Origin of the sequence: Roseobacter sp. HKCCA0434, assembly GCF_032464675.1 — a bacterium.
In the GTDB taxonomy this organism is placed as follows: domain Bacteria; phylum Pseudomonadota; class Alphaproteobacteria; order Rhodobacterales; family Rhodobacteraceae; genus Pontivivens.
This window is the reverse complement of record NZ_JAWDKL010000015.1, coordinates 24,331-51,283: the sequence shown is the minus strand read 5'-3', so window position 1 is coordinate 51,283 and position 26,953 is coordinate 24,331. Positions and strand designations below refer to the sequence as shown.

The window sequence follows — 26,953 nt, the reverse complement described above, 5'->3', positions numbered from 1 at the left end:
TTTGCACCCCGGACCTGTTAACGCTCCAACGCCAATACGGTCTCACCACCGTGCGGGCGCGTCCAGCCCGCGAATTCGACTGCGCGCATCTCCCAGGGCGGCCCCGATGGCGAATATCTACACCTATTCGGTCTATACTGACGCCGAGCTTAACTATAACGGCTCGTTCACGTCGCTGGATGTCCCGACCACCGGCCCGCGCTACGAAATCCACGTCACCGACGACGACACGATCTTCGCGTCGACCGGAACCTCGGACTCCACGCAGCAGATCGGCTATCTCTACGACACCGTCACCGGCACCTACCTGCGCAACGGCAAGGCGACGATCTCCTCGCAGACCGACTACGCCACCGCGGGCGGCACCACCGTAACGGTCTGGACGCTGCAACTCGACTTCCCCTCGGGGACCGAGTTCCTCAACATCATCTCTCCCGAGGATCAGGCCGCCGCGTCGGGACAGACGGCGACCGGCCCCGCGCCGACCTTCGCCACCGACCAAGCCTTCACCGACCTGCCCACCTGGGGCGAGAGCCTGACCAATGCGGCCGGCGGTCCGTCCCTGACCGGCAATGACAGCATCTTCGGCCAGGGCGGCGACGACTCGCTGCGCGGCGGCAACGGTAAGGACACGATCTCGGGGGCCGAGGGCAATGACAGCCTGTTCGGCGACGCGGGCAATGACAGCATCTCCGGCGGGCTCGGCGAGGACAGCCTCGAGGGCGGGCGCGGCAATGACAGCCTGACCGGCGGAGAGGGCAACGACCAGATCCTAGGCGGGCGCAACGACGACACCGTGGTCGGCGGCGACGGGGACGACACGCTCTTCGGCGACGGGACCGAGGTGCGCAACCCGCAGCAGGACGTCGCGCGCTTCGTCTTCAACCGCAACAACATCGACAGTTCCGGCAGCCCCGATGGCGGCGCGGGAACCGAGGCGCCCGGCGAATCCATCATCTACAAGGACGTCGCCGTCACCGCCGACGGCGTCAGCATCGACGCCCGCTTCACGCTGGTGGAGACCTTCGCCCCGGACGGCAGCGCCTCGAGCATGCCGGTCGATCTCAACAACGACGACACCACCGACCCCAACCTCGTCATCCTCAACGACGGCATCCTCAGCCCGGTCGGCAGCACCACGGGCGGGCACAAGGCACGCGTCAAGATCGAGTTCCTGATCGGCGACGGGCAGGCCAATTCGGGCGACCTGATCGTCGTCAACGGTACCTTCGTGTTCCGCGATCTCGACGAGACGACGCCCGGCGGCTCGACCATCGACGTGGAGCGGGTGACGGTCAAATCCTCCGAGTTCTCGAACTTCTCGCTCTCGACCAACACCTCCGTCAGCTTCTCGGCGAACGGGGACGAGACCGAGTGGACCTTCTCGGGCACCCGGCCCAACAACCAGGTCACACTTACCGCCGAGGAGCAGGAGGAGAACCAGGTCGCGCTCGACTTCCTCAACCGCGACACGATCGAGGTGGTGCTGACGGCGCGCAACGTGAACTCCGGCTTCACCTTCGGCACGCGCGACTTCACGATCCCGGTCGAAACGACCAATATCCGCGGCGAAGGTGCGGATTCGGTGTTGGGCGGTGCCGGCAACGACACGCTCTACGGCGCGGGCAGTTCGGATACGCTCGACGGCGGCACCGGCGACGACTTGGTCGATGGCGGCTTCCAGAGCGACCTCATCAACCTCTCCGACGGGTTCGGCGTCGATACGATCCGTGGCGGCGAAGGCAGCGGCGAGGATCAGGATACGCTCAGTGCCGAGGGTCTCACGACCAACGGCGTCGAGATCGTCATCTCCGACTATACCGATGGCAATTTTACCGGCACCGCGCAGGAACGCGGCACCTCCGATATCTCCCAGTTCAGCGAGATCGAGAACATCGTCCTGTCCAATCAGGCCGACATCTGGGACTCGACCGCCACGGCCGAGAACGTCACCGTCTCGGGTCTGTCGGGCAACGACACGATCACGACCGGCGCGGGCGACGATCTGATCTCGGGCGGCGACGGGGCCGACTCCATCGATGCGGGCGACGGCGATGACACCGCAACGGGCGGCTCGGGCAACGACACCTTCATCGCGGGCCTGGGCAATGACAGCTTCAGCGGCGGCGACAATACCGATCGGCTGATCCTGACCGACACGTTCGGCACCGACGTCTTCGACGGTGGCGGCGGCAACGACACGATCGACGCCTCGGGGCTGGTCTCGCACGGCGTCGACATCGTCTTCACCGGCGACGAGGCGGGCACCTTCTCGGACCAGACCAACGCCGCGGGCACCTTCACCTCCGTCAACGGCCTCGTCTTCTCGAGTCAGGATGACAGCCTCGACGCCTCGGGGCAGAGCTCGTTCCTGCCGCGGGTCTACAATCTCGGCGACGGCGACGACCGCTTCGTCGACGGTGCCGCGCGGCATTTCATCATCGGCGGCGCGGGGCAGGACAGCTTCTCCGCAGGGGCGGGCGGCAACGACAATCTCAGCGGCGGGCTGGGCGACGACGTCTTCGATTTTATCGACGGGGCCTCGACCAATGGCGGCGGCGACACGATCACCATCACCGGCGGCGAGGATCCGGGCGACGGCGATATCGACTCGCTGCTGCTGCGCGGCCTGACGGCGGCCGACGGCAGCAGGCTCCGCCTCTCGGATGTCGCCTTCGACCCCGCCGACTCCGAGTCCGGCAGCTTCACGCTCGAAGACGGCACCGTCGTCAATTTCAGCGAGATCGAGAACGTGGTCTGCTTCGCAGGCGAGGCGCACATCGTCACGCCCCTCGGCCCCCGCGCGGCGCGCAGCCTGCGGGTCGGGGACCTCGTCGTCACGCGCGATTGCGGTGTCCAGCCGATCCGCTGGATCGGGCGGCGGACCGTGTCCGCGACCGGCTCCTTCGCGCCCATCGAATTCGCGCCCGGCACGCTCGGCAACACGCGAACGCTCCGCGTCTCTCCGCAACACCGGATGCTCGTCCGCGACAGCGCCCTGCGCCTGCGCTGCGGCGCGGACGAGATGCTGATCGCCGCGCGCCACATGATCGACGGCGATCGCATCCGCCAGGTCGAGGGCGGCGAGGTCGAGTACGTCCACATGATGTTCGACCGGCACCAGATCATCTATGCCGACGGCGTCGCGAGCGAGAGCTTCCACCCCGGCAAGATGAGTTTCGGCGCGCTCGACCCCGCCAACCGGGCCGAGCTGTTCGCGCTGTTCCCCGAACTTGCCGTGACCGGCCCGCCCAGCTACGGCCCCTCCGCCCGCCAGACCCTGAGGGGCGGCGAATGGGCGGCTACCTCCCGCCTCAGCGCCTGAGACGCGCCACCGCTATCTGAATACCCGCGCGATCCCATCCAGCAGATCGAGGCAGCGCGACAGCTGCGCAACCGACACGAATTCGTCCGCCTTGTGCGCCTGCTCGATAGAACCCGGCCCGCAGATCACGACATCCGCGCCAAGACCCTGAAACAGCCCGGCCTCGGTGCCATAGGCCACGAGGTCGGCCCCGTTCGCACCCGTGATCCCCGCCACCAGATCGCGCGCGGCATTTTCCCGCCTGGGCTCCAACCCAGCCACTTCGCCGACGATCTCCGTCTCGATGGCCGATCCCGCGTGCACTGCGCGCATCGCGGGCAGCAGATCCTCCTCGCAAAGCCGCGTAAGCTCCGCCTTCACGAATTCCACATCGCCCGGCTGTACCGGCCGCATCTCCCAATCGCACCGCGCGCGCGGTGCGATGACGTTGTGCACGCTGCCGCCCTGCAGCGCCCCGATGTTCAGCGTCGTCCAGGGCGGGTCGAACGGGCAGCCCTCCGGCGCCCGCGCCTTCAAGTCTGCCCGCAACTCGATCAGCCGCGCGGCGTAGCGCACCGCATACTCCACCGCATTCACACCCAGATCGGGGGCGGAGCCATGTCCCTCCAGCCCATCGAAGCGCACCGTGTACTCGTTGCAACCCTTGTGCCCATCGACGACACGCATCTCCGTCGGCTCGCCCACCAGCACCATCGCGGGCCGGATGCCCCGCGCGCTCAACGCCTCGACGAGATGTCCCGCGCCGATGCAGCCGACCTCCTCGTCATGGGTCACGGCGACATGGATCGGCCGATGCCGCGCCGCCTGCGCCAGCCGCGGCAGCATGGCCAGAACCGCCGCCAGAAAGCCTTTCATGTCGCAGGTGCCGCGCCCGTAGAGCCGCCCGTCCCGTTCCACCACCCGGAACGGATCGCTCGACCACGGCTGATCGGCCACCGGCACCACATCCGAATGACCCGACAGCACCAGCCCCCCATTCCCCTCCGGCCCCAGCGTGGCGAAGAGGTTGGCCTTCGCTCCGCACGCGCTCGGCAAAACCTCGACCCGCGCCCCAACCGCCTCCAGCCGCGCCGCGACATAAGCGATCATGTCGAGATTGCCGTCCGCCGACACCGTCGGGAACGCCACCAGATCGGCCAGGATCGCCTTCGCCTCCGCCAGCATCACTCAGCCCTTGGCGAAGAGCTTGCGCGCGACCGTGCCGAAGGGCACCGCCGGGCCGTCCTCGCCGATCAGGATCGTCTCGGTCGTCTCCAACCCCCAATCCTCCATCCAAAGCGCGGGCATGAAGTGGAACACCATCCCCGGCTGCAGCACCGTGGTGTCCTCCACCCGGATCGAGGCCGTCCGCTCACCCCAGTCGGGCGGGTAGCTCAACCCCACCGGATAGCCCATCCGCCCCTCCCGCGTCAGCCCGTGCCGGTGCAGCACGGCCATGAACGCACTGGCGATATCGCCCGTCGTGCTGCCCGCCCGCGCGGCATCGAGTGCGGCGTCGATCCCCTCGACCTGCGCCGCCTCCGCCCGCCGCATCGCGTCCGGCGGCGTGCCGAGGAACACCGTCCGGCAGAGCGGCGCATGATACCGCCGGTAACAGCCTGACAACTCGAAGAAGGTCGCCTCCCCGACCTTCATGGGTGCGTCGTTCCAGGTCAGATGCGCCGCCGACGCATCCGCGCCCGACGGCGTCAGCGGCAGGATCGCGGGGTAATCCCCCCAATCCTCTCCCTCGCCCGTAATGCCCGCGTGCAGGATGTCGGCCACCAGATCGTTCTTGCGCAGTCCCGGCTCCGCCCGCTCCAGCGCCACGCCCACCACCTTGTCCGAGATGCGCGCCGCGCGGCGGATGAAGCCGATCTCCTCCTCCGACTTTACCAGCCGCTGCCAGTTGACGAGCGCCGTCGCATCCTGCCAGTCCACCTCCGGCAACTCGGCGGTCAGGACGGCATGCGCCTTGGCGGAGTAGTAGTAGTTCTCCATCTCCACGCCGATCCTTGCCCGGCCCAGCCCCCGTTCGCGCAGATGTGCGGCGAGGTTCTGCATCGGGTGGATCTCGGTCGACTGCACGTAGCGGTCGGGATAGCCGAGGATGTTCTCCCACCCCATCCAGCAGGTGCGCCGCCCGCCCATCATGTCCATGTGGCGACCCCACCACACGGGGTCGCCCTCCATCGTCAGCAGGACGCCTTGATGCACGTAGAAGGACCACCCGTCATAGCCGGTCAGCCAGGACTGGTTCGACGGGTCGGTGACGAAGATCGCGTCGAGCTCCGCGCGCGCCATCGCCGCACGGGTCAGCCGCAGCCGCCGCTGGTATTCCTCGGGGGTGAAGGGCGCGCGAAACCCGCTCATCGCCCCTACCCCAGCACGCTTTTCACGGCGCGGGCCGTGGCATCCGCGACCCGGTCCGCCTCTTCCCGCGTCAGGCAGAAGGGCGGCGCGAAGCCGAGGATATCGCCCTGCGGCATGGCGCGTGCAATCACCTTGTCCTGCTCCAGCAAGGCGGCGGCGATGCGCGCACCGACCTTCTCGCCCGCGTCGAAGAACCGGCGCGTCTCGCGATCCGCGACGAACTCGACCGCCGCCAGCATCCCCTCGCCGCGCACCTCGCCGACATGGGCGTGACCGCCAACCGCATCGGTGAGTGCCGCGTTGAGATAGGCCCCGACCTCGCCAGCAGTGGTCACGAGGTCCAGATCGTCCAGCAGCTTCAGGTTCGCGACCCCCGCCGCCGCCCCTATGGGGTGCGCCGAATAGGTCCAGCCATGCCCGATCGGCCCGTTTTCGTCCGTGCCCTGCTCCAGAACCGCCCACATCTTCTGCGACACGATGCTGCCCGACAGCGGCGCATAGGCCGAGGTCAGACCCTTCGCAATGGTCATCAGGTCGGGTTTCATCCCGTAATGCTCCGACCCGAACATGGTGCCAAGCCGCCCGAACCCCGTGACCACCTCGTCGGCGACCAGCAGGATGTCGTGGCGCGCCAGCACTTCCTGGATCGCGGCCCAATATCCTTCCGGCGGCGGCACGATCCCGCCCGTGCCCAGCACCGGCTCGCCGATGAAGGCCGCGATGGTGTCCGCGCCCTCGCGCGCGATCAGGGCCTCCAGCTCCGCCACGCAATGCGCGACGAACCCGGCCTCGTCCTGCGCGGGATCGGGACGGCGATAGAAATAGGGTGCCTCGGTATGGATCACCTGCGCCAGCGGCAGGTCGAACTTGCGGTGGAACAGCTCCAGCCCGGTCAGTGAGCCGGTCATCAGCCCCGATCCGTGATAGCCCCGCCAGCGAGAGATGATCTTCTTCTTCTCGGGCCGCCCCAGGATGTTGTTGTAATACCAGATCAGCTTGACGTTGGTCTCGTTCGCATCCGATCCCGACAGCCCGAAATAGACCTTGGACATGTGCGACGGCGCGCGGTCCAGGATCATCTTGGCCAGCGTGATCGATGCCTCGGTCCCGTGGCCGACATAGGCGTGATAATAGGCCAGCTCGCGCGCCTGCTCGGCGATGGCGTCCGCGATCTCAGACCGGCCATAGCCCACGTTCACGCAATAGAGCCCGGCGAAGGCGTCGAGCATCCGGTTCCCGTCCCGGTCCTCGATATGGCAGCCTTCGCCGCCCGTGATGATGCGTTGCGGCGCGTCGCCCCGCGCGAACTCGGCCAGATGGGTCGAGGGGTGGAAGAAGCTGTCGCGATCCCAGCGTTCCAGGTGGTCGTTGTGAAGCATCCGAAGGCTCCCGGCATTTTCCGGCGGCGCGCCGCCATGTGACAAGACAGGAGCCGGCGCTGCCAGGCGAACCGACGGGTCTCGACAGGGAAACCGGCTCCGCTCCCCCCGACAGCAGCGCGCGATGCCTTTATTGTCCGGGTGACGCGAGGGAAGCACGAAGCCGCGGGCGTTTCAACGCGGATTCGCGTGGCGCGGGCACCGTTAATCACCTGTTAACCTTTCCCCGCGGGGAAAGGCCGCGCCGTGGCAAACCCGCCGATGCAGCGCTTGCACGACCACGCCTCGGTTTCCCCGCGGGGAAATGATCAGCACCGCTGACCTATCCCGGATCCGTCACGCGTGATCGAGCGTCAGGGCGATGCGCTCGCCCGCGAAACGCGTCAGCCCATGCTCGACCGGACGGCCCTCGGCATCGACGTTGATCGCCTCGGACAGGATCAAGGGCGCACCGACGCCGAGATGCAGGTGCACCGCCTCCTCTGCCGTGGCGGCCACTGCGATCAGCCGTGTCGAGGCGCGCGTGTAGTCGTCCACCCCGCACATCGCGAGCGCCCGCGTCACCGAGCCCTCGGACGCCAGCGCCTCAGCCAGACCCGGCAGCCGCTCCGCCGGGAAGGTGGAGCGGAACAGCGCCACCGGCTGCCCATCCGCCATCGAGATGCCATCCGCGACATGGACCGGCGCGCCGGGCTGCAGGTCGAGCGCCCGCGCCTCCTCGACGGTGGCGGACCGCGTCTCCTGCGACAGGAACCGCTTGCCCGGCACACGGCCCGCGGCCTGCATCGACTGGCGGAAGCGCACGCGTCGGCCCAGCGGGTACTCGGTCGTCGCGGCTGCCACGAAGGTGCCCGCCCCCCGGCGGGACCGGACGAGACCATCCTCGGCAAGGGCCGCGAGCGCGCGGCGCACCGTATGACGATTGACACCGAAGCGGGCGGCGAGCGCCCCCTCCGTCGGCAGTTTCGACCCCTCGGGACGCGCGCCCTCGGCGATCTCACGCCGCAGGGTATCGGCGATACGCGACCACAGGGTCATGGGCTTCAGTCCTTTCGCGATGGCGGTCGAATCAGTGATCCGCTATGACTTGTCGAGTTAGCTCGTGACGAACGGTTGGCGATTTTCGCGTACGCGCCATTGATCGCGCTGGCCGGACCGTCCACGCAGGATGCAAGAATCTCGCTCGCGATCGAGAGTGAATCGGCGCGGATCCGCCGATATGGCGTCGTACCAGGTTCGTCATTCGACACAGCGGAAAGAATTTTCACGCGCGCTTGCGTGCCGGACATATCGGCGCAAGGGTCGAGGCACACATGAGGGGACGCTTCGTAGCCGTGGTCGGGCCATCCGGTGTCTGGAAGGACAGCCTGATCGCGGGCATGATCGCGCGCGATCCCTCGCTGGCCCGCATGCTTAGGGTCGTAACGCGTCCGCCATCGCCGCCCGCCGCGACGCGGGGGAGTTCGCGCTGCACTGGCGGGCACATGGCCTGGGCTATGCCATTCCCACGACCGTCCTCTATGATCTTCGAGACGGTGCGCAACTGATCGCCAACCTTTCGCGGGGACAGCTGACGGGAGGGCTGCGCTCTTCCCGCAACTGCTCGTCCTGTCGGTGGCCGCCGCACCCGAAACGCTGGCGGGACGTCTCGAGGCGCGAGGGACCGGGGCGGAGGCCGATATAGCCCGGCGGCTGGCGTGCCATGCCCCTTTGCCAGAAGCTCGCGAGGTCGTGCCGATCGACAATGACGGCCCGCTCGATCAGGCGGCTCCGGCAGCGCTCGACGCACTGGATCCGGTGAGGGGGTAGCATTAGAGCAGTCGGAACCCTTCCATCGTTTCCTCGCAGGGGGCGAGCGTATCGAGGACGAAAGGCGTGGGCAGCGCAAAGTGATCGCGCGCGCGGGCCAGCGCCTTTGCGATGTCGCAGACCCTGCTGGTCAGGGGCATGTGAAAATGGAACTCGTCGAGAATGTAGGGATAGCCCCGCGGGTCAGCAGCGCTTCCTGCCGGTCGCTCAAACCGGCGGGACGGTGGCGGGCGAGATCGGCCTGGCTTGCCGGTGCGCGCAGATCGTCGAGCTCGGTCACGCAGGTCGCCGCGACACGGCCAAGGTCGGATCGACCGACCGGGCGGAACGCGACGAAGCGGCCGAGCTGCGTGGTCTCCAGCCCCTTCCGCCTCCGCGGGGGCGGTTCGTGCGACGAGGTCCGCCCGCGCCGCGTGCAGGGCGTCATACCGCTGGCAAAATGGAAGGGCGACTTCAAGGTGGCGTGGAAGCCGCCCTTGCGCGGCGTGGCGATCCAGTCCTCCGACACGGCGGGCGCGGTGCCGTCACCCGAGAGGGTGGCCGGATCGCCGCGATCGAGGAAGGCGACCGCACGGCCGCGGGAGCGACGGATTGCAGCGGCGATCATGTCATGCCCGGCCTCGTGGAGTTGGACACCGACAATCTAGAGCGTCACATCCGGCGTCGACCGACCGCATGACGCCGCCCCGATGGCCCACGACCGGGAACTGGCAGGCTGCGGCATCACCACCGTGATCGACGCCATGCGGCTCGGCTCGACCACTTTGGATGGCGGGGTGAGCCACGCGGAATATGCGCGGGGGCTGACCTCGGAACTGGACGCGCTGCGGTGGGCGGGGGGCTCTCAAGATCGACCACCATCTGCATCTACGGGCCGAGATCCGCTCGCGGACGCTGCTCGAGGAGCTCGCCGCCTTCGGCCCCGATGACGGAGGCAGGCTGTTGAGCCTGATGGATCAGGCCACCGGGTCGGCGTCCGTTGCGCGGCCTGACCAAGCTGCGCGACTAAGGGCGATGCGCGACCGGCAAGGCGATGCGCATGACGCGGGTATCCCGGTGATGATGGGCGCGCCGAACGTGATCCGGGGCGGCAGTCATTCGGGCAATGTCTCCGTGCTCGATCTGGCACGAGCGGACCTGCTCGACATCCTGTCCTCGGACTACGTGCCTGCTGGCCGCGTGGTGATTGAGAGACCTTTGGTCCGACCTGCCGCGGGCCGTGGCGACGGTCAGCCAAGCACTTGCCGCCGCCGTGGGCCTGACCGATCGGGGACGCCCCGAGACCGGCCTGCGCGCCGACCCGCTGCGCATCGGAACGGACGGCACGACCCCGGCGGTGCAACGGATGGTATGCGGTGGCCGCGTGGTGGCGTAGGCATCCTGTCCCGCGCGACGCGCCTTAGCCCAACCGCAGAGGCATGTGGCGGTTCACGTCCTTGTAGAGCAGGTAGCGGAACCGCCCCGGACCGCCCGCATAGCAGGCCTGCGGGCAGAAGGCGCGCAGCCACATGAAGTCGCCGGCCTCCACCTCGACCCAATCGTCGTTCAGGCGGTAGACGGCCTTGCCTTCGAGGACGTAGAGCCCGTGTTCCATCACATGCGTCTCGAGGAAGGGGATCACGCCGCCCGGCTCGAAGGTCACGATGTTCACGTGCATGTCGTGGCGGAGGTCGGTCGGGTCGACGAAGCGGGTCGTGGCCCAGGCGCCGTTCGTGTCGGGCATGGGGATGGGGGCGACGTCGCGCTCGTTGGTGACGAAGGGTTCGGGCCGGTCGATGCCTTCGACGGCCTGATAGGCCTTACGGATCCAGTGGAACCGCAAGGGCTCGTCGCCCGGATTGGTCAGCGACCAGTCGGTTCCCGCGGGGATGTAGGCGTAGCCGCCCTCGCCCATGTCGTGGGCCTCCCCGGCGAGGGTCAGCCGCCCCTGCCCCTCCACGACGAAAATCACGCCCTGCGCCGTCGGATCGGCCTCGGGGCGGTCCGAGCCGCCGCCAGGTGCCACTTCCATGATGTATTGCGAGAAGGTCTCGGCGAAGCCGGTCATGGGGCGCGCGATCACCCAAAGGCGGGTGCCCTCCCAGAACGGCAAGTAGCTCGTCGTTATGTCGCGCATCGTGCCGCGCGGAATGACGGCATAGGCGTCCTTGAACACCGCTCGATCGGTGAGGAGCTGCTGTTGCCCCGGCAGGCCGCCACGGGGCGCGTAGTAGCTGGGCATCATCTGTCCTTTCATCATCCGTCGCGCGCGGCGCGCACCCAGGCGGTGATGGTGCGGCGGGCCTCGTCGGGCATGGCGACTGCGTTGGGCGGCGGCATGGCGTGGGTGACGCCCGCCTGCAGGTAGATCTGGTCGGCATGGCGCGCGACGTCCTGCTCGGTCTCCAGATGCACGGCCTTGGGCGCCCAGTGCATCCCCGGCCAGACCGGTTCGCGCGCATGGCACATCGAGCAGTTGGAGATCACCGCAGAATAGGCCTCATCGAACCCCTCGGCCTCGGCGAAGCGCGTCTCGGTCGGCGTCATCTCCCGTGCCTCGGCATCCTGCCAGGTCTCGCGCGACTGCGCGGTGGAGAGCCACGCGATGATCAGCATCAGGATGACCGTCACGCCCCAGGTCCAGTTCGGCCCCGCACCCGTCCGGTGCATGGTGTTGAAGTAGTGCCGGATCGTCACCCCGGTCAGGAAGATCAGGCTCGCGATGATCCAGGCGTGCTGCGTGGCGAAGGCCAGCGGGTAGTGGTTGGCCAGCATCAGGAACACGACCGGCAGCGTCAGGTAGTTGTTGTGGGTCGAGCGCAGCTTGGCGATCTTGCCGTATTTCGCGTCCGGCGTGCGGCCCGCCTTGAGGTCCGCCACCACTATGCGCTGGTTGGGCATGATCTGGAAGAACACGTTGGCCGTCATGATCGTCGCGGTGAACGCGCCCAGATGCAGCAGCGCCGCCCGCCCGGTGAAGACCTGATGGTAGCCCCAGCTCATCGCGACCAGCAGCGCGAACAGGAGCAGCATCAGCGTGGTCGGGCTTTCCCCCAGCTTGGACTTGCACAGCGCGTCGTAGATCAGCCAGCCGATGGTCAGCGACCCACCCGAGATCAAGATGCCCTGCCACAGCGCGAGATCGGCGCGGGTAGGGTCGAGCAGGAACAGCTCGCCCCCCACCCAGTAGACGATCATCAGCAGCGCCGCGCCCGAAAGCCAGGTCGTGTAGCTCTGCCATTTGTGCCAGGTCAGATGCTCGGGCATCCGGGCGGGAGCGACCATGTACTTGACCGTGTGGTAGAAGCCGCCACCATGCACCTCCCACTCCTCGCCATGCGCACCGTCGGGCAGCGCATCGTTCGGCTTGAGCATCAGGTCGAGCGCGATGAAGTAGAAGCTCGCGCCGATCCAAGCCATCGCGGTGATGACGTGCAGCCAGCGGACGGAGAAGGCGATCCAGTCCCACAGGATGGCGACGTCGAACATCTCAGCTGCCCCGGTATGTGCTCATCCCGAAGGGGGAGAGCAGGAGCGGCACGTGGTAATGCGCGTCCGGGTCGGCCATGCCGAAGCGGATCGGAACCTCGTCGAGGAACAGGATGTCACCCGCGACCTGCCCCGTCGCGCGCAGGTAGTCGCCGGCCGCGAAGGTCAGCTCGTAGGTGCCGGGGGCGAAGGCGTCCTGCGGCAGGATCGGCGCATCGGTCCGCCCATCGGCATTGGTCACGGCTTGGGCGACTTGCGTGCGGCTGTCGCCCTCGATCCGGTGCAGCGTGATGGCGATGCCCTGCGCAGGGCAGCCGCGCGCGGTGTCCAGAACATGGGTGGTCAGATAGCCGCTCATGGCAGGGTTCCCTTCGTGCATTGCCTTGTCCCTCGCCCCATGAACATGATCCGGGTGGTGTTCCACAAGACCCCGAAAGGCCAAAGACCGTGAATCGCTATCCCCGAGACCTCGCCGGTTACGGCGCCAACCCGCCCGATCCGCAATGGCCCGGTGGGGCGAAGATCGCCGTGCAGATCGTCCTGAACTACGAGGAAGGGGGCGAGAACAACATCCTGCATGGCGACCCGGCCTCGGAGGCGTTCCTGAGCGAGATCACCGGCGCGCAGCCCTGGCCGGGGCAGCGGCACTGGAACATGGAGTCGCTCTACGAATATGGCAGCCGCGCCGGGTTCTGGCGGCTGCACCGGATGATGTCGGACCTGCCGGTGACGGTCTACGGCGTGGCCACCGCGCTCGCCCGATCGCCCGACCAAGTGGCGGCGATGAAGGCGGCGGATTGGGAGATCGCGTCGCACGGGCTGAAGTGGATCGAGCACAAGGACATGTCCGAGGCGGAGGAGCGCGACCAGATCCGCGAGGCAATCCGCCTGCATGCCGAAGTCACCGGCAGCGCGCCTCGTGGTTGGTACACGGGCCGCTGCTCGATGAACACGGTGCGGCTGGCGGCGGAGGAAGGCGGGTTCGCCTATATCGCCGACAGCTATGCCGACGAGCTGCCCTATTGGGTGGAGGTCGGGAAGCGCGACCAACTGATCGTGCCGTACACGATGGATTGCAACGACATGCGCTTCGCCATCCAGGCGGGCTTCACCGACGGGGCGCAGTTCGAGGGCTATCTGAAGGACAGTTTCGACCAGCTCTACGAAGAAGGTGTGGCGGGCCGTCCGGCCATGCTGTCGATCGGGCTGCATTGCCGCATCGCAGGCCGACCGGGGCGCGCTCGGGCGCTGGCGCGGGCGCTCGATCACATGCGCGGGCACGAGGACGTCTGGTTCGCCACGCGCGAGCAGATCGCCGATCACTGGGCGGGCACCCACCCGCCCGCGCGCCGCGAGCGGCCCTCGCGGATGGATCGCGACGGGTTCGTCGCGGCCTTCGGCGGCATCTTCGAGCATTCCCCCTGGATCGCCGAGCGCGCGTGGGACATGGAGCTAGGCCCTGCCCATGATGGCGCTGCGGGCGTCCATTCCGCGCTGGCCCGAATCTTCCGCACGGCGTCGGAGGAGGAGCGGCTGGGCGTGCTGACCGCTCACCCCGATCTGGCCGGAAAGCTTGCGGCTGCGGGGCGGCTCACGGCGGAGAGCACGGCGGAGCAGGCCGGCGCGGGGCTGGACCTGTTGACCGATGCGGAGCGGGCGGAGTTCACCGACCTCAACACCCGCTATACGGAGCGGTTCGGCTTTCCGTTCATCATCGCGGTCAAGGACAACGACAAGGCGTCGATCCTCGCCGCCTTCCACCGCCGGATCGACCACGACCGTGACACCGAGTTCGCCGAGGCCTGCCGTCAGGTCGAACGCATCGCCGAGCTGCGGCTGATCGAGAAGCTGGGCGCATGAGCCGGGAGATCACGCTCCAGCCGATAACGGCGGATGCCTTCGCCCCCTATGGCGACCTGATCGACTGCGCGGGCGATCCCGACCGGATCATCAACCAGGGCCTGTGCGGGCGCTACCACGACCGCGCCCGGCTCGACTTCGCCGACGGGCGCGCGGGCATCAGCCTGTTCCGGGCCGAGCCGCGCATCCTGCCGATGCGGCTGGAGATGGTGGAGCGGCACCCCGACGGCAGCCAGTGCTTCGTCCCGATGAGCCTCGACCCCTTCGCGGTGATCGTGGCACCGGACGAGGGCGGCTCGCCGGGCACACCGCTGGCCTTCCGCACCGCGGCGGGCCAGTCGATCAACTTCCACCGTGGCACCTGGCACGGGGTACTGACGCCGCTCAGCGCGCCCGGCCTCTTCGCGGTCATCGACCGGATCGGCGACGGCGCGAATTTACAAGAGCATTGGTTCGAGAATCCCTTTAGCGTGGTGGAATGAAACCGATGCCGCGACGAAAGCGGCACGACACCGACAGGAGACCCGACCGATGACCGACACCTCCCTCGGCACGCCCGAGCAGCTGCGCGATCCCGACTACACCCCCGCGCTTTACAAGGCGGTGCCGCTCGGCATCCAGCATGTCCTCGCGATGTTCGTCTCCAACGTGACGCCCGCGATCATCGTGGCGGGGGCCGCCGGGTTCGGCTTCGGCTCCAACAGCCCCGATTTCCCAGAGCTCCTCTACCTCATTCAGATGTCCATGCTGTTCGCAGGCATCGCCACGCTGATCCAGACCGTTGGCGCGGGCCCTGTCGGGGCGAAGCTGCCGATCGTGCAGGGCACCTCATTCGCGTTCATACCGATCATGATCCCGCTGGTGGCGGGACGCGGCGTGGACGGGTTGGCCGCGCTGTTCGGTGGGGTCATCGTCGGCGGTCTGTTTCACATGGTGTTGGGCCTCTTCATCGGACGCATCCGCTTCGCGCTGCCGCCGCTGGTCACGGGCCTCGTCGTCACTTTGATCGGGCTGGCGTTGGTGCGGGTCGGCATCCAGTACGCGGCAGGCGGCGTTCCGGCCATCGGGACCGAGGAATACGGCTCGCTGCTGAACTGGTCGGCCGCACTGGTGGTCATCGTCGTCACGCTGGGGCTGAAGTTCTTCACCCGCGGGATGCTCAGCGTTTCGGCCGTGCTGATCGGACTGGTCGTGGGCTATTTCTATGCGATCGGCGTGGGCATCCTGAGCCTCGAGGCCATCGGTCAGTCGTGGGAGCGGGCGGCCACCTTCGCCCTGCCCGACCCGTTCCGCTACGGGTTCGAGTTCTCGATCGCCGCGATCCTCGGTTTCTGCCTGATGGCCTTCGTCTCGGCTGTCGAGACGGTCGGTGACGTCTCGGGCATCACCAAGGGCGGCGCGGGGCGCGAGGCAACGGATGCTGAGATCACAGGCGCGACCTATGCGGACGGTCTGGGCACCGCCATCGCAGGCGTGTTCGGCGGCTTCCCCAACACCTCGTTCAGCCAGAATGTCGGCCTGATCGCCATGACCGGCGTGATGAGCCGCCATGTCGTCACCATAGGCGCGCTGTTTCTCATCCTTTGCGGGCTGGTGCCCAAGGTCGGCGGCATCATCCGCACGGTGCCCATCGAGGTTCTGGGCGGCGGCGTGATCGTCATGTTCGGCATGGTCGTCGCGGCGGGCGTCTCGATGCTGTCCGACGTGATCTGGAACCGGCGCAACATGGTGATCTTCGCGATCTCGCTCAGCATCGGCCTCGGCCTGCAGCTGGAGCCGGGGGCGGTTCAGTACCTGCCCGACACGGCGCGCATGCTGATGACCAGCGGCCTGCTACCCGCGGCCTTCCTCGCCATCGTGCTGAACCTCCTGCTGTCGGAGGAACTTGCCGCCGAGGAGGTCTCCGGCGGTCTGGCCGGGCATGGTGACGGGCTGAAGGGGAAGGGCGAGACCAACGCCGCCAATATCTGATCGCGACGGGCGGGGTGCAGTGGGGGCCCCTGCCCCACGCTCAGGTGAAACAACGCGCGGCGGCCAGATGGTCGCCGCGCGTTTCCGTTCAAAGGTGCGGGAAGATCCGGTCCAGCGTCGCGGGGTAGTCGCGCACCCGCACGCCGGTTGCGTTGAAGATCGCGTTGGTGATCGACGCCGCCGCCCCGCAGATGCCGAGTTCCCCAATCCCCTTGACCTGCATGGGGCTGGCCCACGGGTCGCGCTCCTCCAGCAGGTGCACGTCGATCTGCGGGACGTCGAGATGCACCGGCAGGTGGTACTCGGCCAAGTTGCCGTTGACGATCGCGCCGGTGCGCGGGTCGTGCATCAGCTCCTCGGTCAAGGCCATGCCGATGCCCCAGGTCATGCCACCGAGGCATTGCGAGCGCGCGGTCTTCGGGTTGAGGATGCGGCCCGCGGCGAAGGTGCCCTGCATCCGGCGGACCCGCGGCTCCCCGGTCACGGCATTGACCGCGACTTCGGCGAAATAGGCACCGAAGGTGGCCTGGCGCGCCTTTTCCGATGTGGCGGAGCCTTCGCAGTGCCCACGCTCCTCCAGCGTGTCACCGCCCAGCAGGTCGGCGAGGGAGACCTTGCGGTTCGCCGCGATCGCGTCGCCGTCCTTCAGCGTCAACTCCCCCTCATCGCAGCCCATGCGGCGCGCCAGCTCGCGCCGCAGCGCCATGCAGGCGAGGTAGACGGACGTGCCGGAGGACGCGGCGCCGAACGACCCGCCCGAACCGGACGAGGGCGGCAGGTCGGTATCGCCGAGGATGGTGGTGACGGCGGCGGCGGGTCGGCCCAGCATCTCGGCCGCGATCTGGGTCAGGATGGCGTAGGTGCCGGTGCCGATATCGGTCATGTCGGTCTCGACCGTCACGGCGCCATCGGGGGCGAGGCGCACCCGCGCCTCCGATTCCAGCAGCATGTGGACGCGCACCGCGGTCGCCATCCCCATGCCGATCAGCCACTCCCCCTCACGCCGCGCGCCCGGTTCCGCCTTGCGGTCGGACCAGCCGAAGGCTTCGGCCCCGTGGTCCAGCGCCTCGCGCAGCTTGTGGGACGAGAACGGGATGTCCTGCATCGGATCACGCTCCGGGATGTTGCGGCGACGCAGCTCGACCGGGTCCATGCCGATCTCGTGCGCCAGCTCGTCCATCGCGTTTTCCAGCACGGTGTGGCCGACGGACTCGCCCGGTGCGCGCACCGATCCAGCGGGCGGCAGGTTTACGAAGGCCTTGGTCATCGCGGTCAGCCGGTGATCGCCGCGATAGATGAAGGGCGTGGCCTGCGTGACCGGCTCCGAAAAGCCGCCGTCGCGCGTGTTGGAGATCCACGCTTCGTGCCCGATCCCGTCGAGCCGCCCATCCGCATCGGCGGCAAGCCGGATCCGCTGCCGCGTCTCCGTCCGGCGTAGCGCGAGGTCGAAGACCTGCGGCCGGGTCATCGCCACGGCGACCGGACGGCCCAGTTCCTGCGCCGCGATGGCCGCCGCGATGGCTTCGGTCGCGATGCCGAGCTTGGAGCCGAACCCGCCCCCGACATAGGGCGACAGGACGCGCACGTTTTCCGCGTCGATGCCCAGCGCATCGGCCAGCTCCGCCTTGTTGAACTTCAGCATCTGGTAGCTGCCGCGCAGGGTCAGCGCGTCACCGTCCCAGGATGCGATGGAGGCATGGGGCTCCATCGCCGCGCTGTTGTGGCCGGGGGTGGTGTAGGTCACGTCGACACTGTGGGCGGCGGCTGTCATCGCCCCGTCCAGATCGCCTTGAGCATCCCGCTCCTCCTCCTCGGACGGAGCGGTCTCGGGGTCGAGATCGGCGGACGCCTCCTCGATCTTCAGATCGAGCTGGATCGCCGCATCGCGCGCGGCCTCGAAGGTCTCGGCCACGATCAGCGCGAGCGGTTGGCCGGTATGGCCGATCTCATCAATGCCCTGCGGCGGGGCCTCGCCCTCCATCCCCTGCGCGGTGCGCTTGAGGAACCGGTCGTCGGTCAGCACGCGCAAGACGCCGGGCAGCGCCTCGACGCTCGCGCGGTCGATGGACGTGACCCGGCCCGCGGGGCGGGACGACAGGACCAGCACGCCGTGCGCCATGCCGTCGAGCTTCCACTCATGGGCGTAGGTCGCGGTGCCCGAGACCTTCAGGGGCCCTTCGGGTCGATCGAGCGCGGTGCCGAGCACGCCCTGCACCATGTCGTCGAGACGGTTGTCCTCATGAGGTGTGGTCATTTCGAGAGAATTGCTCATGCCGAAGCCTCCGCACAGGCCTGTCCGAGCGCCGCGATCAGCGTGCGGCGGGTCAGGTCGATCTTGAAGTCGTTGTCGCCGTGGCCCGTCGCGTCGGCGAGCAGGATGTCGGCGGCCTTGGCGAAGCTGTCATCCGTCGGCTCCGCTCCCGCCAGCGCGGCGTCGACCTCGGCCATCCGCCACGGTTTCGGCGCGATGCCGCCGCAGGCGATGGCGGCATTGGCGATCCGGCCCGCATCCATCGTGACGACCGCCGCGACCGAGACGAGCGCGAAGGCATAGGACGACCGATCCCGCACCTTGCGGTAGACCTGCCCGCCGCCGACGGGCGCAGGCAGGCGCACGGCGACGATCAGTTCGCCCGGTTGCAGCACCGTCTCCACATGAGGCGTATCGCCCGGCAGACAGTGCAGATCCTCCAGCGGAATGTCGCGGGTGCCGTCCGGCCCCTCGACCTCCACCACCGCGTCAAGCGCGCGCATCGCGACCGCCATGTCCGATGGGTGCGTGGCGATGCAATGCTCGCTGGCCCCGAGAATGGCGTGCAGCCGCGTCGCCCCACCTATGGCCGCGCACCCGGTGCCGGGGGTGCGTTTGTTGCAGAGCGCGTCCGTGTCGTAGAAATAATAGCAGCGCGTGCGTTGCAGCAGGTTGCCGCCCGTCGTCGCCTTGTTGCGCAGTTGCCCCGAAGCCCCGGCGAGGAGCGCCTTCGACAGCACCGGCCAGCCGCGACGAACCCGCATGTCGGCGGCGAGGTCGGAATTGGTGACGAGCGCGCCGATGCGCAGGCCGCCCTCCTCCGTCTCCTCGATCTGACCGAGGTCGAGACGGGTGATGTCCACCACGCTCTCGGGCGTCATCACCTGCAGCTTCATCAGGTCTAGCAAGTTGGTCCCGCCCGCGATGAAGGTCGCGCTATCCGGCGCGCCGGCCGCCACGGCACCTGCGGTACTGTCCGCGCGGCTATAGTCGAACGCCCTCATGCCTTGGCCTCCGCCACTTCCATGATCGCGTCGCGGATATTGGGATAGGCGGCGCAACGGCACAGATTGCCGCTCATCCGTTCGGCCACCTCCTCCAGCGTCACGTCGGGCGACGCGGTCACGTCGTCAGTCACGTTGGACGGCCAGCCCATGCGGAACTCCTCCAGCATAGCGGTGGCCGAGCAGATCTGCCCCGGCGTGCAATAGCCGCACTGGTAGCCGTCATGCGCGACGAAGGCGGCCTGCAGCGCCGACAGGTCCGGCGCGGTGCCGATGCCTTCGATCGTCGTGATCTCGTCCCCGTCATGCATGCAGGCCAATGTCAGACACGAGTTGATGCGACGGCCATTGACCAGCACCGTGCAAGCACCGCATTGGCCGTGATCGCAGCCCTTCTTCGTTCCCGTCAGGTCGAAATGCATCCGCAATGCGTCGAGCAACGAGGTCCGGACATCGGCGTCCAACGTCCGGTCCTCCCCGTTGACGTTCAGATTGGTCTTCATCGAAAATCTCCGTCGGCTGTCCAATGCATGACATATGGACCGGCATGGCGCGCTGTCCCGCGCGTCGTCGGGTCGCGGCTTCCGGCACCGAGCGGAGGAGTTGTTCCCGCGGCAGTTGCCTTGGCCGCCATGTCCCACCCGCACCGCGGTCGTCGCGATGCCGATCGCGCCCTACCGAGCCGTTGCGTGACCGGGATGATCAATCCGCGTTCGACCCCTAGTCAGGTTCAGTATCGGGATCATCGGGGGGCTGTCCGTATCGAAGATGTCTTCCAAGATATCCGGATTCTCGCCCTTGCCGTCGAGCCAACGGTCGATCTCGAGGAGGATCGGACGATATTTTCCGACTTTCTTCTCGAACCTCGCGTGACTGCGAGGACGCTCGAAATCCGCCAGCGTCTCATGGATGGCCTCGCGGAAGCGATCGGCGATCAGATCCTCGCCGATCACGAGTGCGTAGCGCTTCCGTTCGCGGTGGCGAAGGAGGCCTGTCATGAGGAAGGGGGCACAATTGAACTTCATATAGGGACCCCCGAGTTGCTTCGAAAATTCGTCGAGGATCACTTCCGCCTTATGCGCGACGGAACGGCTTTCGAGCAGTTCCGGTGCGCTCTCGGACCTAGACAGAAGAAAGGATGCGCAAGCGGTCTCGTGGCGCCAACGCCAATCGGCAACATCTTCACCGAGAGGATGGTCGAAGAGGCGTCGTTCCTGCTCCTCGGTCCGAACGGTCCGTCCGAGGCCATAATAGAGAAGGACCTGACTCATCGCATGTCGTAGGCATGTCGCGATCCTTCGTCCTTCGACGATGTCGAGCAGGGTGTCGACGACATCTTCGTCACAGCGCCGGTACTGCCAGGTGAGCACCTTCAACGCGTCGTTGGTGCCCGGCGCGCCTTCGAGACGCCGAGCGGATTCCTCGGCAGCGCGTCGGTTGACGCGGTCGAGCCGTTCGATCTCGTCGGCATCCACATCGGCGAGAACGTCGCAATCACTCGAAACCGCTTGCGGCCGTGGGGGCGCGCACTCATTCTGTTGCCCAGCAAATCCCAGTCTGAAGATTCCGGGCGCTCGACGAGCTTCAGAGCTTCCGAAATCCCACCGTCCCGATCCTCTCCGAACCCCGCTTCTGTTCCGCATTCGAGGACGAGGCGGTTGGGCGCCCCCGGCGGAGGGTTGCGCAGCCCGGCGATCATATCGTCCCAATCGTCATCGAGGATCTCGGCATCATCCCAATCGAGACGGAATTCCTGGCTTAGATCGGCCGCGAGCATGAGGATCTTCGCGCCACCTGGGCCGGACTCTACTCGACCCAGATATCGGGCGGCGTTTCCTTGGCGACCTTGCGGTCAAAGTCGATTGCGATCCGCCGCGGCTTTCGCTCGTGACCTGAGCCCCGCATCTTCCTCCAGTTTGAGGTAGAGTCCGCTCCAACGAGGAGACGGACAATGAAGCGATCAAGGGTCACGGAAGAGCAGATCATCGCGATGCTGAAGGAGCAGGAGGCCGGGATGCCCACGGCTGATTTCTGCCGGAAGCATGGGGTGAGTTCTGCGACGTTCTACAAATACAAGGCGAAGTATGGCGGGCTCGAGGTGTCGGATGCGCGACGGCTGAGAGCGCTCGAAGCCGAGAACGGCAAGCTGAAGAAGCTGCTGGCCGAGGCGATGCTCGACAACGCGATCCTGAAGGATGTCGCGGCAAAAAAATGGTAGCGCCCGGTGTCAGGCGGGAAGCGGTGGCCCACGTCGTTGCGACACACGGGGTGAGCCAGCGCCGGGCGTGCCAAGTCTTGGCGGTGGATCGGTCGAGCGTGCGCTATCGCAGCGTGCGTCCGGACGACGCCGAAGCGCGGGCGGCGATGAAGGCTGTTGCGACCGAGCGACGCCGCTTCGGCTACAGGCGCATCCACGTCATGCTCGAACGACAGGGCATCGTCCCTCTCGGGACACCGCTGCGCGATGCCCTGTCGGGCAGTGGATGAACCTCAAGAAGCTCAGGCGCCTCTACCGCGAGGAGAAGCTCCAGGTGCGCCGCAGGGGCGGCCGGAAGCGCGCCCTCGGCACGCGTCGGCCGATGCTGCTGCCGGATGCGCCGAACATCCGCTGGAGCCTCGACTTCGTCAGCGACGCGCTGACGGACGGGCGACGGTTCCGGGTGCTGGCGGTCGTCGATGACTACAGCCGCGAGTGTTTGGCGCTGGTGGCGGACACGTCACTGTCGGGGCATCGCGTCGTTCGTGAACTCGACGCCGTGATCGCCCTGCGAGGCAGTCCTGCCATGGTGGTCAGCGACAATGGCACGGAGCTGACCTCGATGGCGATCCTGTCCTGGTGCCAGCGCACCGGTGTTGAGTGGCACTACATCGCGTCCCGCTGCCCGGCAGCGGTTTGCTTGCAAACCGCGAAAGGGGGCAAGCCGATGCAAAACGGCTTCGTCGAGAGTTTCAACGGGCGCTTCCGGGACGAGCTGTTGAACGAGACGCTGTTCTCGACCATCGGCGAGGCCCGGCCGCAGATCCACGCCTGGCAGGACGACTACAACCACCATCGCCCGCACTCCGGTCTCGGGAACATGACCCCAGCCTAGTTCATCGCAATGAAGGGGCTGGAAATGCGCGCCGCGTAGCCCCAGAAATCAACCCGCGGATTCTCCGAATGGCCGGAGGAGAGTCGGGGCTCAGGTCAGCGCGTCTATGCTCTGCGCGACGATATCACCGGCTTCGGCGTCGCGGTGTTCGAGACGCCCGGACTGCGCGCCTATGCGGTCAAGGAGATCATCCCCACACTCGTCCTGCCTCTGCTGTTCCTCCTGCCGATCCTGGGGGTATCCGCCTGGCTGCTGTCGAGCCGCGCGGTCATTCCGATCCGGAGTTTCGCGGCTGAGATCGCGCAGCGTAACGGTCGGAACCTGGCCCCGATCAATGCGAACGACACACCCGCCGAACTCGCGCCCGTCCCGGACGAGGTCGAACGGCTACTCGCCCGTGTGCGCGCGGCACTGGAGGCGGAGCGCAACTTCAGCTCCGATTGCGCGCATGAGCTGCGAACCCCCGTGGCGGGCGCGCTGGCTCAGGTCCAGTCGGCACAGGAAAGCATAAGCGACGACGAGGCCCGCGCCGCCCTGTCCCATGTGGAGACGTCCATACGGCGACTGTCGCGCCTCTCGGAAGCCCTGTTGCAGCACTCACGCCTCGAAACCGGCTTCGCCCGGTCCGATACGGCCGTCGACGTCTTGCAGATCCTGGATCTCGTGCTGGAAGAGCCTTTCTTCCTTTCGGACGAGAACGATCGCTTCGACATCGACTATCCGGAGACCCTGCGCCTGATGGCGAAGATCGATGCGGATGCCTGCGCTATCGCGATCCGCAATCTGCTCGTGAACGCCCTGCGCTATAGTCCGTCGGGGACGCTTATCCGCATCCTGATACGCGGCGCATCGCTCTCGGTCGCGAATGACAGCCCCCGCCTGCCCGACAGGCTGCTCGACCGGCTGGGCGAGCGGTTCGCCCGCGGAGCACCCGACAAGGAAGGCACCGGCCTAGGGCTCGCCATCACGCAGACGATCATCGAGGAAGCAGGCGGCAGCCTCGAGTTGCACTCCCCCGCGCCGGGACGGCCCGACGGCTTCGTCGCGACCCTGACCTTCCCTGAGGAATCGCAATGACCGATGCCGTGATCGCCGAGCGCCGCCTGAAGCTGTTTTCCGTTCTCTGCGTGCTGATCGTGCTGTCGCCGATTCCCCTGATCCTGCCGCATTTCCAGCCGGGCTGGACCGAGCAGCTGATTAGCCAGTCACTCGGCACTGTCTCTCTGATGTGCATGTCGCTGTCCATGCTGCTGTCGAGCCGCGCGCGCCCGCTGGAATGGCTGAGCGGAGGTCTCGACAAGGCCTATGTGCTGCACAAGTGGCTCGGCCTGACTGCATTGGCGACCGTCTATCTGCACGATAGCTTCGAGGCCGAGATCAAGAGGATTCCTGATCAGTTCGGCCGGACCGATCTCGCCTCCGATATCGGCGGGCTCGCGCTCGACGGCCTGACGGTCCTGATTATCGCCACGCTCGTGATGTTGATACCGTACCGCATCTGGTTCTGGACCCATCGCCTGATGACGGCGGTGTTCATCCTGTCGGCGGTGCATTTCATCGGCATCGCGAAGCCGTTTGCGTTGCAAAGCTTTGCTGGCCTTTACATCATGGCCTGGACGGTCGCCGGGACGCTTGCAGGAACCTATGCGTTGCGACCCTCCTCCTGGCGCCGCTCGAGGCATTACAGTGTCGAGGAGGTCAGCCGGACAGGGCGCTACGCCCGGATCACGCTCGTGCCCGAGGGCAGGCGCATCGGCAAGCCGCGACCCGGACAGTTCGCCTTCCTGCGCCGGGCCGACGGGTCGGGACGGGGTCATCCCTTCACCATCAGCCACCATGATGCGCAGACGGGACGGCTTGGCTTCGCGATGCGGCAGTCGGGGGAGTGGACGACTTGCCTGATCGCCGAGTTGGAGACAGGCACGAAATTGCACATCGAAGGCCCTTTCGGCAGCTTCCGCCCCGCGCGTGGAGGCCCGCGGCAGATCTGGATCGCGGGCGGGATCGGTGTCACTCCGCTTTTGGCCTGGGCCGCGAGCGGCCGTCCGGTGGACACCCGTGTCGATATCATCGTCGTCGACCGCGCGTCCGACGCCATTCCGTCGCTAGATGGACTTCGCGCCTTCGCGGATCAGGAGCCGAACGTGTCGCTGAAGGTCATCGAGACATCCCGTGTCGCACGTCCCACTGCGCGCGATCTGCTGCGTTTGATGTCGGAGAGGAGCGGCAGGGCCGACATCTACTTCTGCGGTCCGAAGGGCCTGCTGAACTCGGTGAAGGAAGCCATCGCGGATGCGAAGCCCGGTACGTTCCGGCTATTGCGCGAACGTTTCGAGTTCCGGACTGGTCTGCCTCATCCCGCAGACTGGCGCGATAGGCTCGGGCTATCCTCCACCTTGTTCGACAATGCTTATGAGCGTCTGCGGTAATGCGCAGTTGGGTCCCTAAGTGATCTTCAATCGAGGTCCCTGAACCGCCCCGAATCTTCCGGTGATCCTTATCGCGTCCGACCTGGCATTGACTTCCATCCAGCCGCGACCGGAGGCCGGTTCGTCTTCACTCGGATCGGATCAGGTTGAGCAATCGCCCGAAGCGCGGAGCTTTCATCTCGCTCAGCGGGCGGGCGATTACGATGGTCAGAACCAGGGCGTAGTTGGCAGGGGTTCGGCGTTCTAAGGCCGCGTGCGGGCGTCCGGCGTTGTAATCGGCGGCGCACGCGGCGATCGCGAGCCGCGTATGGGCTAGGTTGCGGAAAATGGACTCGCTGAGCAACTTGTCGCGCAGTCGGCTATCGAGGCTCTCCAAGAGGTCGTTCTCCATCGGCTTGCCCCCTTTGGGCGAATTGCAAGCAAACCGCAGCCGAGCAGCAGGACACTACGTAACGCTGTTCGATCTGGCGCTCGAAATACTACCGCAGAATCGCATTCGAACTCAGTTCCATTCAGTTGTCGTTGAAGATCATGCAGCGCTTTCCGAGGCGCTCGACCAAAGTCGTCAGTTTGTGCCCGACACGGCGACCCGGGATCGAGATATCGGGGATTGCAGCCAGGAATTCGCGAGTGAAAAGTCGACCAGCTCGGCCCGCCGGTGAGCACGAGGCCTGTCACGAGCTACACCATCAGCTGGGACGTCAGCCTCGTCCGAAAATTTTGTTCGCTTCACTGTCCGTCTTGAAGTTCGGTCGAACTTTAATCTGCAGTGGAGAAAAAATCCCGTGGCAGATCAGCAGTAACGATACTCGCCACTGTCGAGACTTTTTCTACTGTACGTTGATCTTGAGTTTCAATGGTATCGCCCCTGTGTGGCCAGCTCTTCAGCGACCGAAAGGCAGACACCTGATGTTACTAAATTCAAACGGATTTTGTGAAATATGGCTCCGGCGGTAGGGATCGAACCTACGACCAATTGATTAACAGTCAACTGCTCTACCGCTGAGCTACGCCGGACCAATCCTCTCGGATGAGCGGGGTTTAGCAAAGGCTCAAGATGGCCACAAGACCCATTTTTCAGCCCGTTCCAAGAACTCCGATCACGGCGCGCGGCCGCCGAATTCTACCGTCACGTCGCGGGCGGCTTGCTTTACGTGATCGCACAGTTCCGACATCTTTGCATCGTCGATGCGCCATTCCGGCCCCGATACGGCGAGGGCTGCAATTGGGTTGCCGGCTTCGCAGAAAACCGCAGAGGCCGCGCTGCGCATGCCGTCGGAATGCTCGCCATGATCCGAGGCGAAGCCGTCCGTCCGCGCGCGATCCAGGATCTCGTTGAGATCCTTGCGACAGGTGATCGTCGAGGGAGTCATCGCGACGAGGTCGCCCGAGCCGAGAAGTTGCTGGCGACGGTCCTTCGACATGTGCGACAGCAGCGACTTTCCCGAACCGGAGGCGTGCATCGGCAGCCTGCCCCCGATCTGGGTGAGCGAGCGTGTGGCATGGCGGCTCTCGACCTGATCGAGGCAGACGACCTCGCCATTGCTCTCGACGAAGACGTTGGCCGTCTCGCCCGTCAGTTCCACGAGTTGAGTGAGGAACGGCTTGGCCACGAGCATCAGACTGCGCGTCTTGAGGAAGGCCGCACCGGTTACGAACGCGGCGACCCCGATCTGCCAAGTCCCCGCCGCCACGTCGAACCGCACGAAGCGCTCCGCCTCCATCGTGGTCAGCAGCCGATGCGTGGTCGATGGCGGCAGATCCGCACGATCGGCAGCGTCGGTCAGTGTCAAACCTGCATCGGACTCGGCAATGTGCTGCAACAGCGTCAGCCCGCGCACGACGGCGCGAACCTGGCCGGTGCGTTCGGTCAATTGATTTGTGGATGCGGTTTCGCTCATGTCCTGCAATCTAGGGCGTGCAGACCGCCTTGCGACCAGTCCATCAACCTGCAAGACCTTGGAGTTCAAGATTTTCGCTATGCGAAATGGAGTTCCATGCGACTGCCCCGAA

At 66.6% G+C, this 26,953-nt stretch carries 22 protein-coding genes, 1 tRNA gene and 2 pseudogenes; 8 read left to right on the top strand and 17 right to left on the bottom strand.

From position 1 onward, the window contains the following. Positions 1–106 precede the first annotated feature (106 nt). The gene (locus RX333_RS10715; protein ID WP_316014934.1) at positions 107–3,325 is read left to right on the top strand and encodes a Hint domain-containing protein; all 3,219 of its coding nucleotides are present in this window, start codon (positions 107–109) and stop codon (positions 3,323–3,325) included. Between the two features lie 12 nt (positions 3,326–3,337). On the opposite strand, the gene argE is transcribed toward RX333_RS10715, so the two are convergent. The 6 genes from argE to RX333_RS10685 form a co-directional block, all read right to left on the bottom strand. After that, positions 3,338–4,489: an acetylornithine deacetylase gene (gene argE, locus RX333_RS10710; protein ID WP_316014933.1), complete on the bottom strand. Its 1,152-nt coding sequence runs from the start codon at positions 4,487–4,489 to the stop codon at positions 3,338–3,340. A gap of 3 nt (positions 4,490–4,492) precedes the next feature. Further along, positions 4,493–5,677 (bottom strand): M24 family metallopeptidase, encoded by a 1,185-nt coding sequence (locus RX333_RS10705; protein WP_316014932.1) that lies wholly within the window; start codon positions 5,675–5,677, stop codon positions 4,493–4,495. A gap of 5 nt (positions 5,678–5,682) precedes the next feature. Next, on the bottom strand, positions 5,683–7,056 hold the full coding sequence (locus RX333_RS10700; protein WP_316014931.1) for an aspartate aminotransferase family protein: 1,374 nt from the start codon (positions 7,054–7,056) through the stop codon (positions 5,683–5,685). 336 nt (positions 7,057–7,392) lie between these two features. Beyond that, entirely contained in the window at positions 7,393–8,094 is a 702-nt protein-coding gene (phnF, locus tag RX333_RS10695) for a phosphonate metabolism transcriptional regulator PhnF (protein WP_316014930.1), read from the bottom strand. A gap of 773 nt (positions 8,095–8,867) precedes the next feature. Further along, positions 8,868–9,005, bottom strand: coding sequence for a hypothetical protein (locus tag RX333_RS10690; protein WP_316014929.1), 138 nt, complete (start codon positions 9,003–9,005; stop codon positions 8,868–8,870). Beyond that, complete coding sequence (locus tag RX333_RS10685; protein ID WP_316014928.1) at positions 8,996–9,472, bottom strand: DUF1045 domain-containing protein; 477 nt, start codon at positions 9,470–9,472, stop codon at positions 8,996–8,998. Before RX333_RS10685 ends, RX333_RS10690 begins: the two co-directional genes overlap by 10 nt. 579 nt (positions 9,473–10,051) lie before the next feature. Here RX333_RS10685 and RX333_RS10680 point away from each other — a divergent pair. Further along, positions 10,052–10,240: a hypothetical protein gene (locus RX333_RS10680; RefSeq protein WP_316014927.1), complete on the top strand. Its 189-nt coding sequence runs from the start codon at positions 10,052–10,054 to the stop codon at positions 10,238–10,240. 24 nt (positions 10,241–10,264) lie between these two features. On the opposite strand, the gene RX333_RS10675 is transcribed toward RX333_RS10680, so the two are convergent. The 3 genes from RX333_RS10675 to uraH are packed head-to-tail and all read right to left on the bottom strand — an operon-like array spanning position 10,265 to position 12,691. Beyond that, positions 10,265–11,089, bottom strand: coding sequence for a bifunctional allantoicase/(S)-ureidoglycine aminohydrolase (locus tag RX333_RS10675; RefSeq protein WP_316014926.1), 825 nt, complete (start codon positions 11,087–11,089; stop codon positions 10,265–10,267). An 11-nt stretch (positions 11,090–11,100) separates the two neighbouring features. After that, a complete protein-coding gene (locus RX333_RS10670) occupies positions 11,101–12,333 on the bottom strand; it encodes a urate hydroxylase PuuD (protein WP_316014925.1) in 1,233 nt (410 codons plus the stop codon). A 1-nt stretch (position 12,334) separates the two neighbouring features. Next, on the bottom strand, positions 12,335–12,691 hold the full coding sequence (uraH, locus tag RX333_RS10665) for a hydroxyisourate hydrolase (RefSeq protein WP_316014924.1): 357 nt from the start codon (positions 12,689–12,691) through the stop codon (positions 12,335–12,337). An 89-nt stretch (positions 12,692–12,780) separates the two neighbouring features. On the opposite strand from uraH, the gene puuE reads away from it, so the two are divergent. From puuE to RX333_RS10650, 3 genes are read left to right on the top strand one after another with little or no spacing between them, the layout of a single operon-like run. After that, on the top strand, positions 12,781–14,193 hold the full coding sequence (gene puuE / locus RX333_RS10660; protein WP_316014923.1) for an allantoinase PuuE: 1,413 nt from the start codon (positions 12,781–12,783) through the stop codon (positions 14,191–14,193). Then, on the top strand, positions 14,190–14,675 hold the full coding sequence (locus RX333_RS10655; protein ID WP_316014922.1) for an ureidoglycolate lyase: 486 nt from the start codon (positions 14,190–14,192) through the stop codon (positions 14,673–14,675). Before puuE ends, RX333_RS10655 begins: the two co-directional genes overlap by 4 nt. A 49-nt stretch (positions 14,676–14,724) precedes the next feature. Continuing rightward, positions 14,725–16,164 carry a nucleobase:cation symporter-2 family protein gene (locus RX333_RS10650; protein WP_316014921.1) on the top strand — a complete coding sequence of 480 codons (1,440 nt, stop codon included), beginning with the start codon at positions 14,725–14,727 and terminating at the stop codon, positions 16,162–16,164. Positions 16,165–16,252: 88 nt separating this feature from the next. Here RX333_RS10650 and RX333_RS10645 read toward each other — a convergent pair whose 3' ends face one another. The 5 genes from RX333_RS10645 to RX333_RS10625 form a co-directional block, all read right to left on the bottom strand. Continuing rightward, entirely contained in the window at positions 16,253–18,436 is a 2,184-nt protein-coding gene (locus tag RX333_RS10645; protein WP_316014920.1) for a xanthine dehydrogenase family protein molybdopterin-binding subunit, read from the bottom strand. After that, positions 18,433–19,419: a xanthine dehydrogenase family protein subunit M gene (locus RX333_RS10640; RefSeq protein WP_316014919.1), complete on the bottom strand. Its 987-nt coding sequence runs from the start codon at positions 19,417–19,419 to the stop codon at positions 18,433–18,435. Before RX333_RS10640 ends, RX333_RS10645 begins: the two co-directional genes overlap by 4 nt. After that, a complete protein-coding gene (locus RX333_RS10635) occupies positions 19,416–19,922 on the bottom strand; it encodes a 2Fe-2S iron-sulfur cluster-binding protein (RefSeq protein WP_316014918.1) in 507 nt (168 codons plus the stop codon). The genes RX333_RS10640 and RX333_RS10635 overlap by 4 nt, the downstream gene beginning before the upstream one ends. 171 nt (positions 19,923–20,093) lie before the next feature. Further along, entirely contained in the window at positions 20,094–20,894 is an 801-nt protein-coding gene (locus RX333_RS10630) for a hypothetical protein (protein WP_316014917.1), read from the bottom strand. Beyond that, positions 20,792–21,196, bottom strand: coding sequence for a hypothetical protein (locus tag RX333_RS10625; protein ID WP_316014916.1), 405 nt, complete (start codon positions 21,194–21,196; stop codon positions 20,792–20,794). Before RX333_RS10625 ends, RX333_RS10630 begins: the two co-directional genes overlap by 103 nt. Positions 21,197–21,370: 174 nt before the next feature. Here RX333_RS10625 and RX333_RS10620 point away from each other — a divergent pair. The 3 genes and pseudogenes from RX333_RS10620 (at position 21,371) to RX333_RS10610 (ending at position 24,940) form a co-directional block, all read left to right on the top strand. After that, positions 21,371–22,511 (top strand): annotated as a pseudogene (locus RX333_RS10620) (IS3 family transposase). A 144-nt stretch (positions 22,512–22,655) separates the two neighbouring features. Next, positions 22,656–23,588, top strand: a complete 933-nt coding sequence (locus tag RX333_RS10615; protein WP_316014915.1) for a sensor histidine kinase — start codon at positions 22,656–22,658, stop codon at positions 23,586–23,588. Beyond that, entirely contained in the window at positions 23,585–24,940 is a 1,356-nt protein-coding gene (locus RX333_RS10610; RefSeq protein ID WP_316014914.1) for a ferric reductase-like transmembrane domain-containing protein, read from the top strand. Before RX333_RS10615 ends, RX333_RS10610 begins: the two co-directional genes overlap by 4 nt. 68 nt (positions 24,941–25,008) lie before the next feature. Here RX333_RS10610 and RX333_RS10605 read toward each other — a convergent pair. From RX333_RS10605 to RX333_RS10595, 3 genes and pseudogenes are all read right to left on the bottom strand, one after another. After that, positions 25,009–25,572 (bottom strand): annotated as a pseudogene (locus RX333_RS10605) (integrase core domain-containing protein); the annotation flags it as partial. Positions 25,573–25,882: 310 nt separating this feature from the next. Further along, positions 25,883–25,957: transfer RNA gene (locus RX333_RS10600), tRNA-Asn, on the bottom strand. Positions 25,958–26,040: 83 nt separating this feature from the next. Beyond that, positions 26,041–26,814: an IclR family transcriptional regulator gene (locus RX333_RS10595; protein WP_316014913.1), complete on the bottom strand. Its 774-nt coding sequence runs from the start codon at positions 26,812–26,814 to the stop codon at positions 26,041–26,043. Positions 26,815–26,953: the final 139 nt, after the last annotated feature.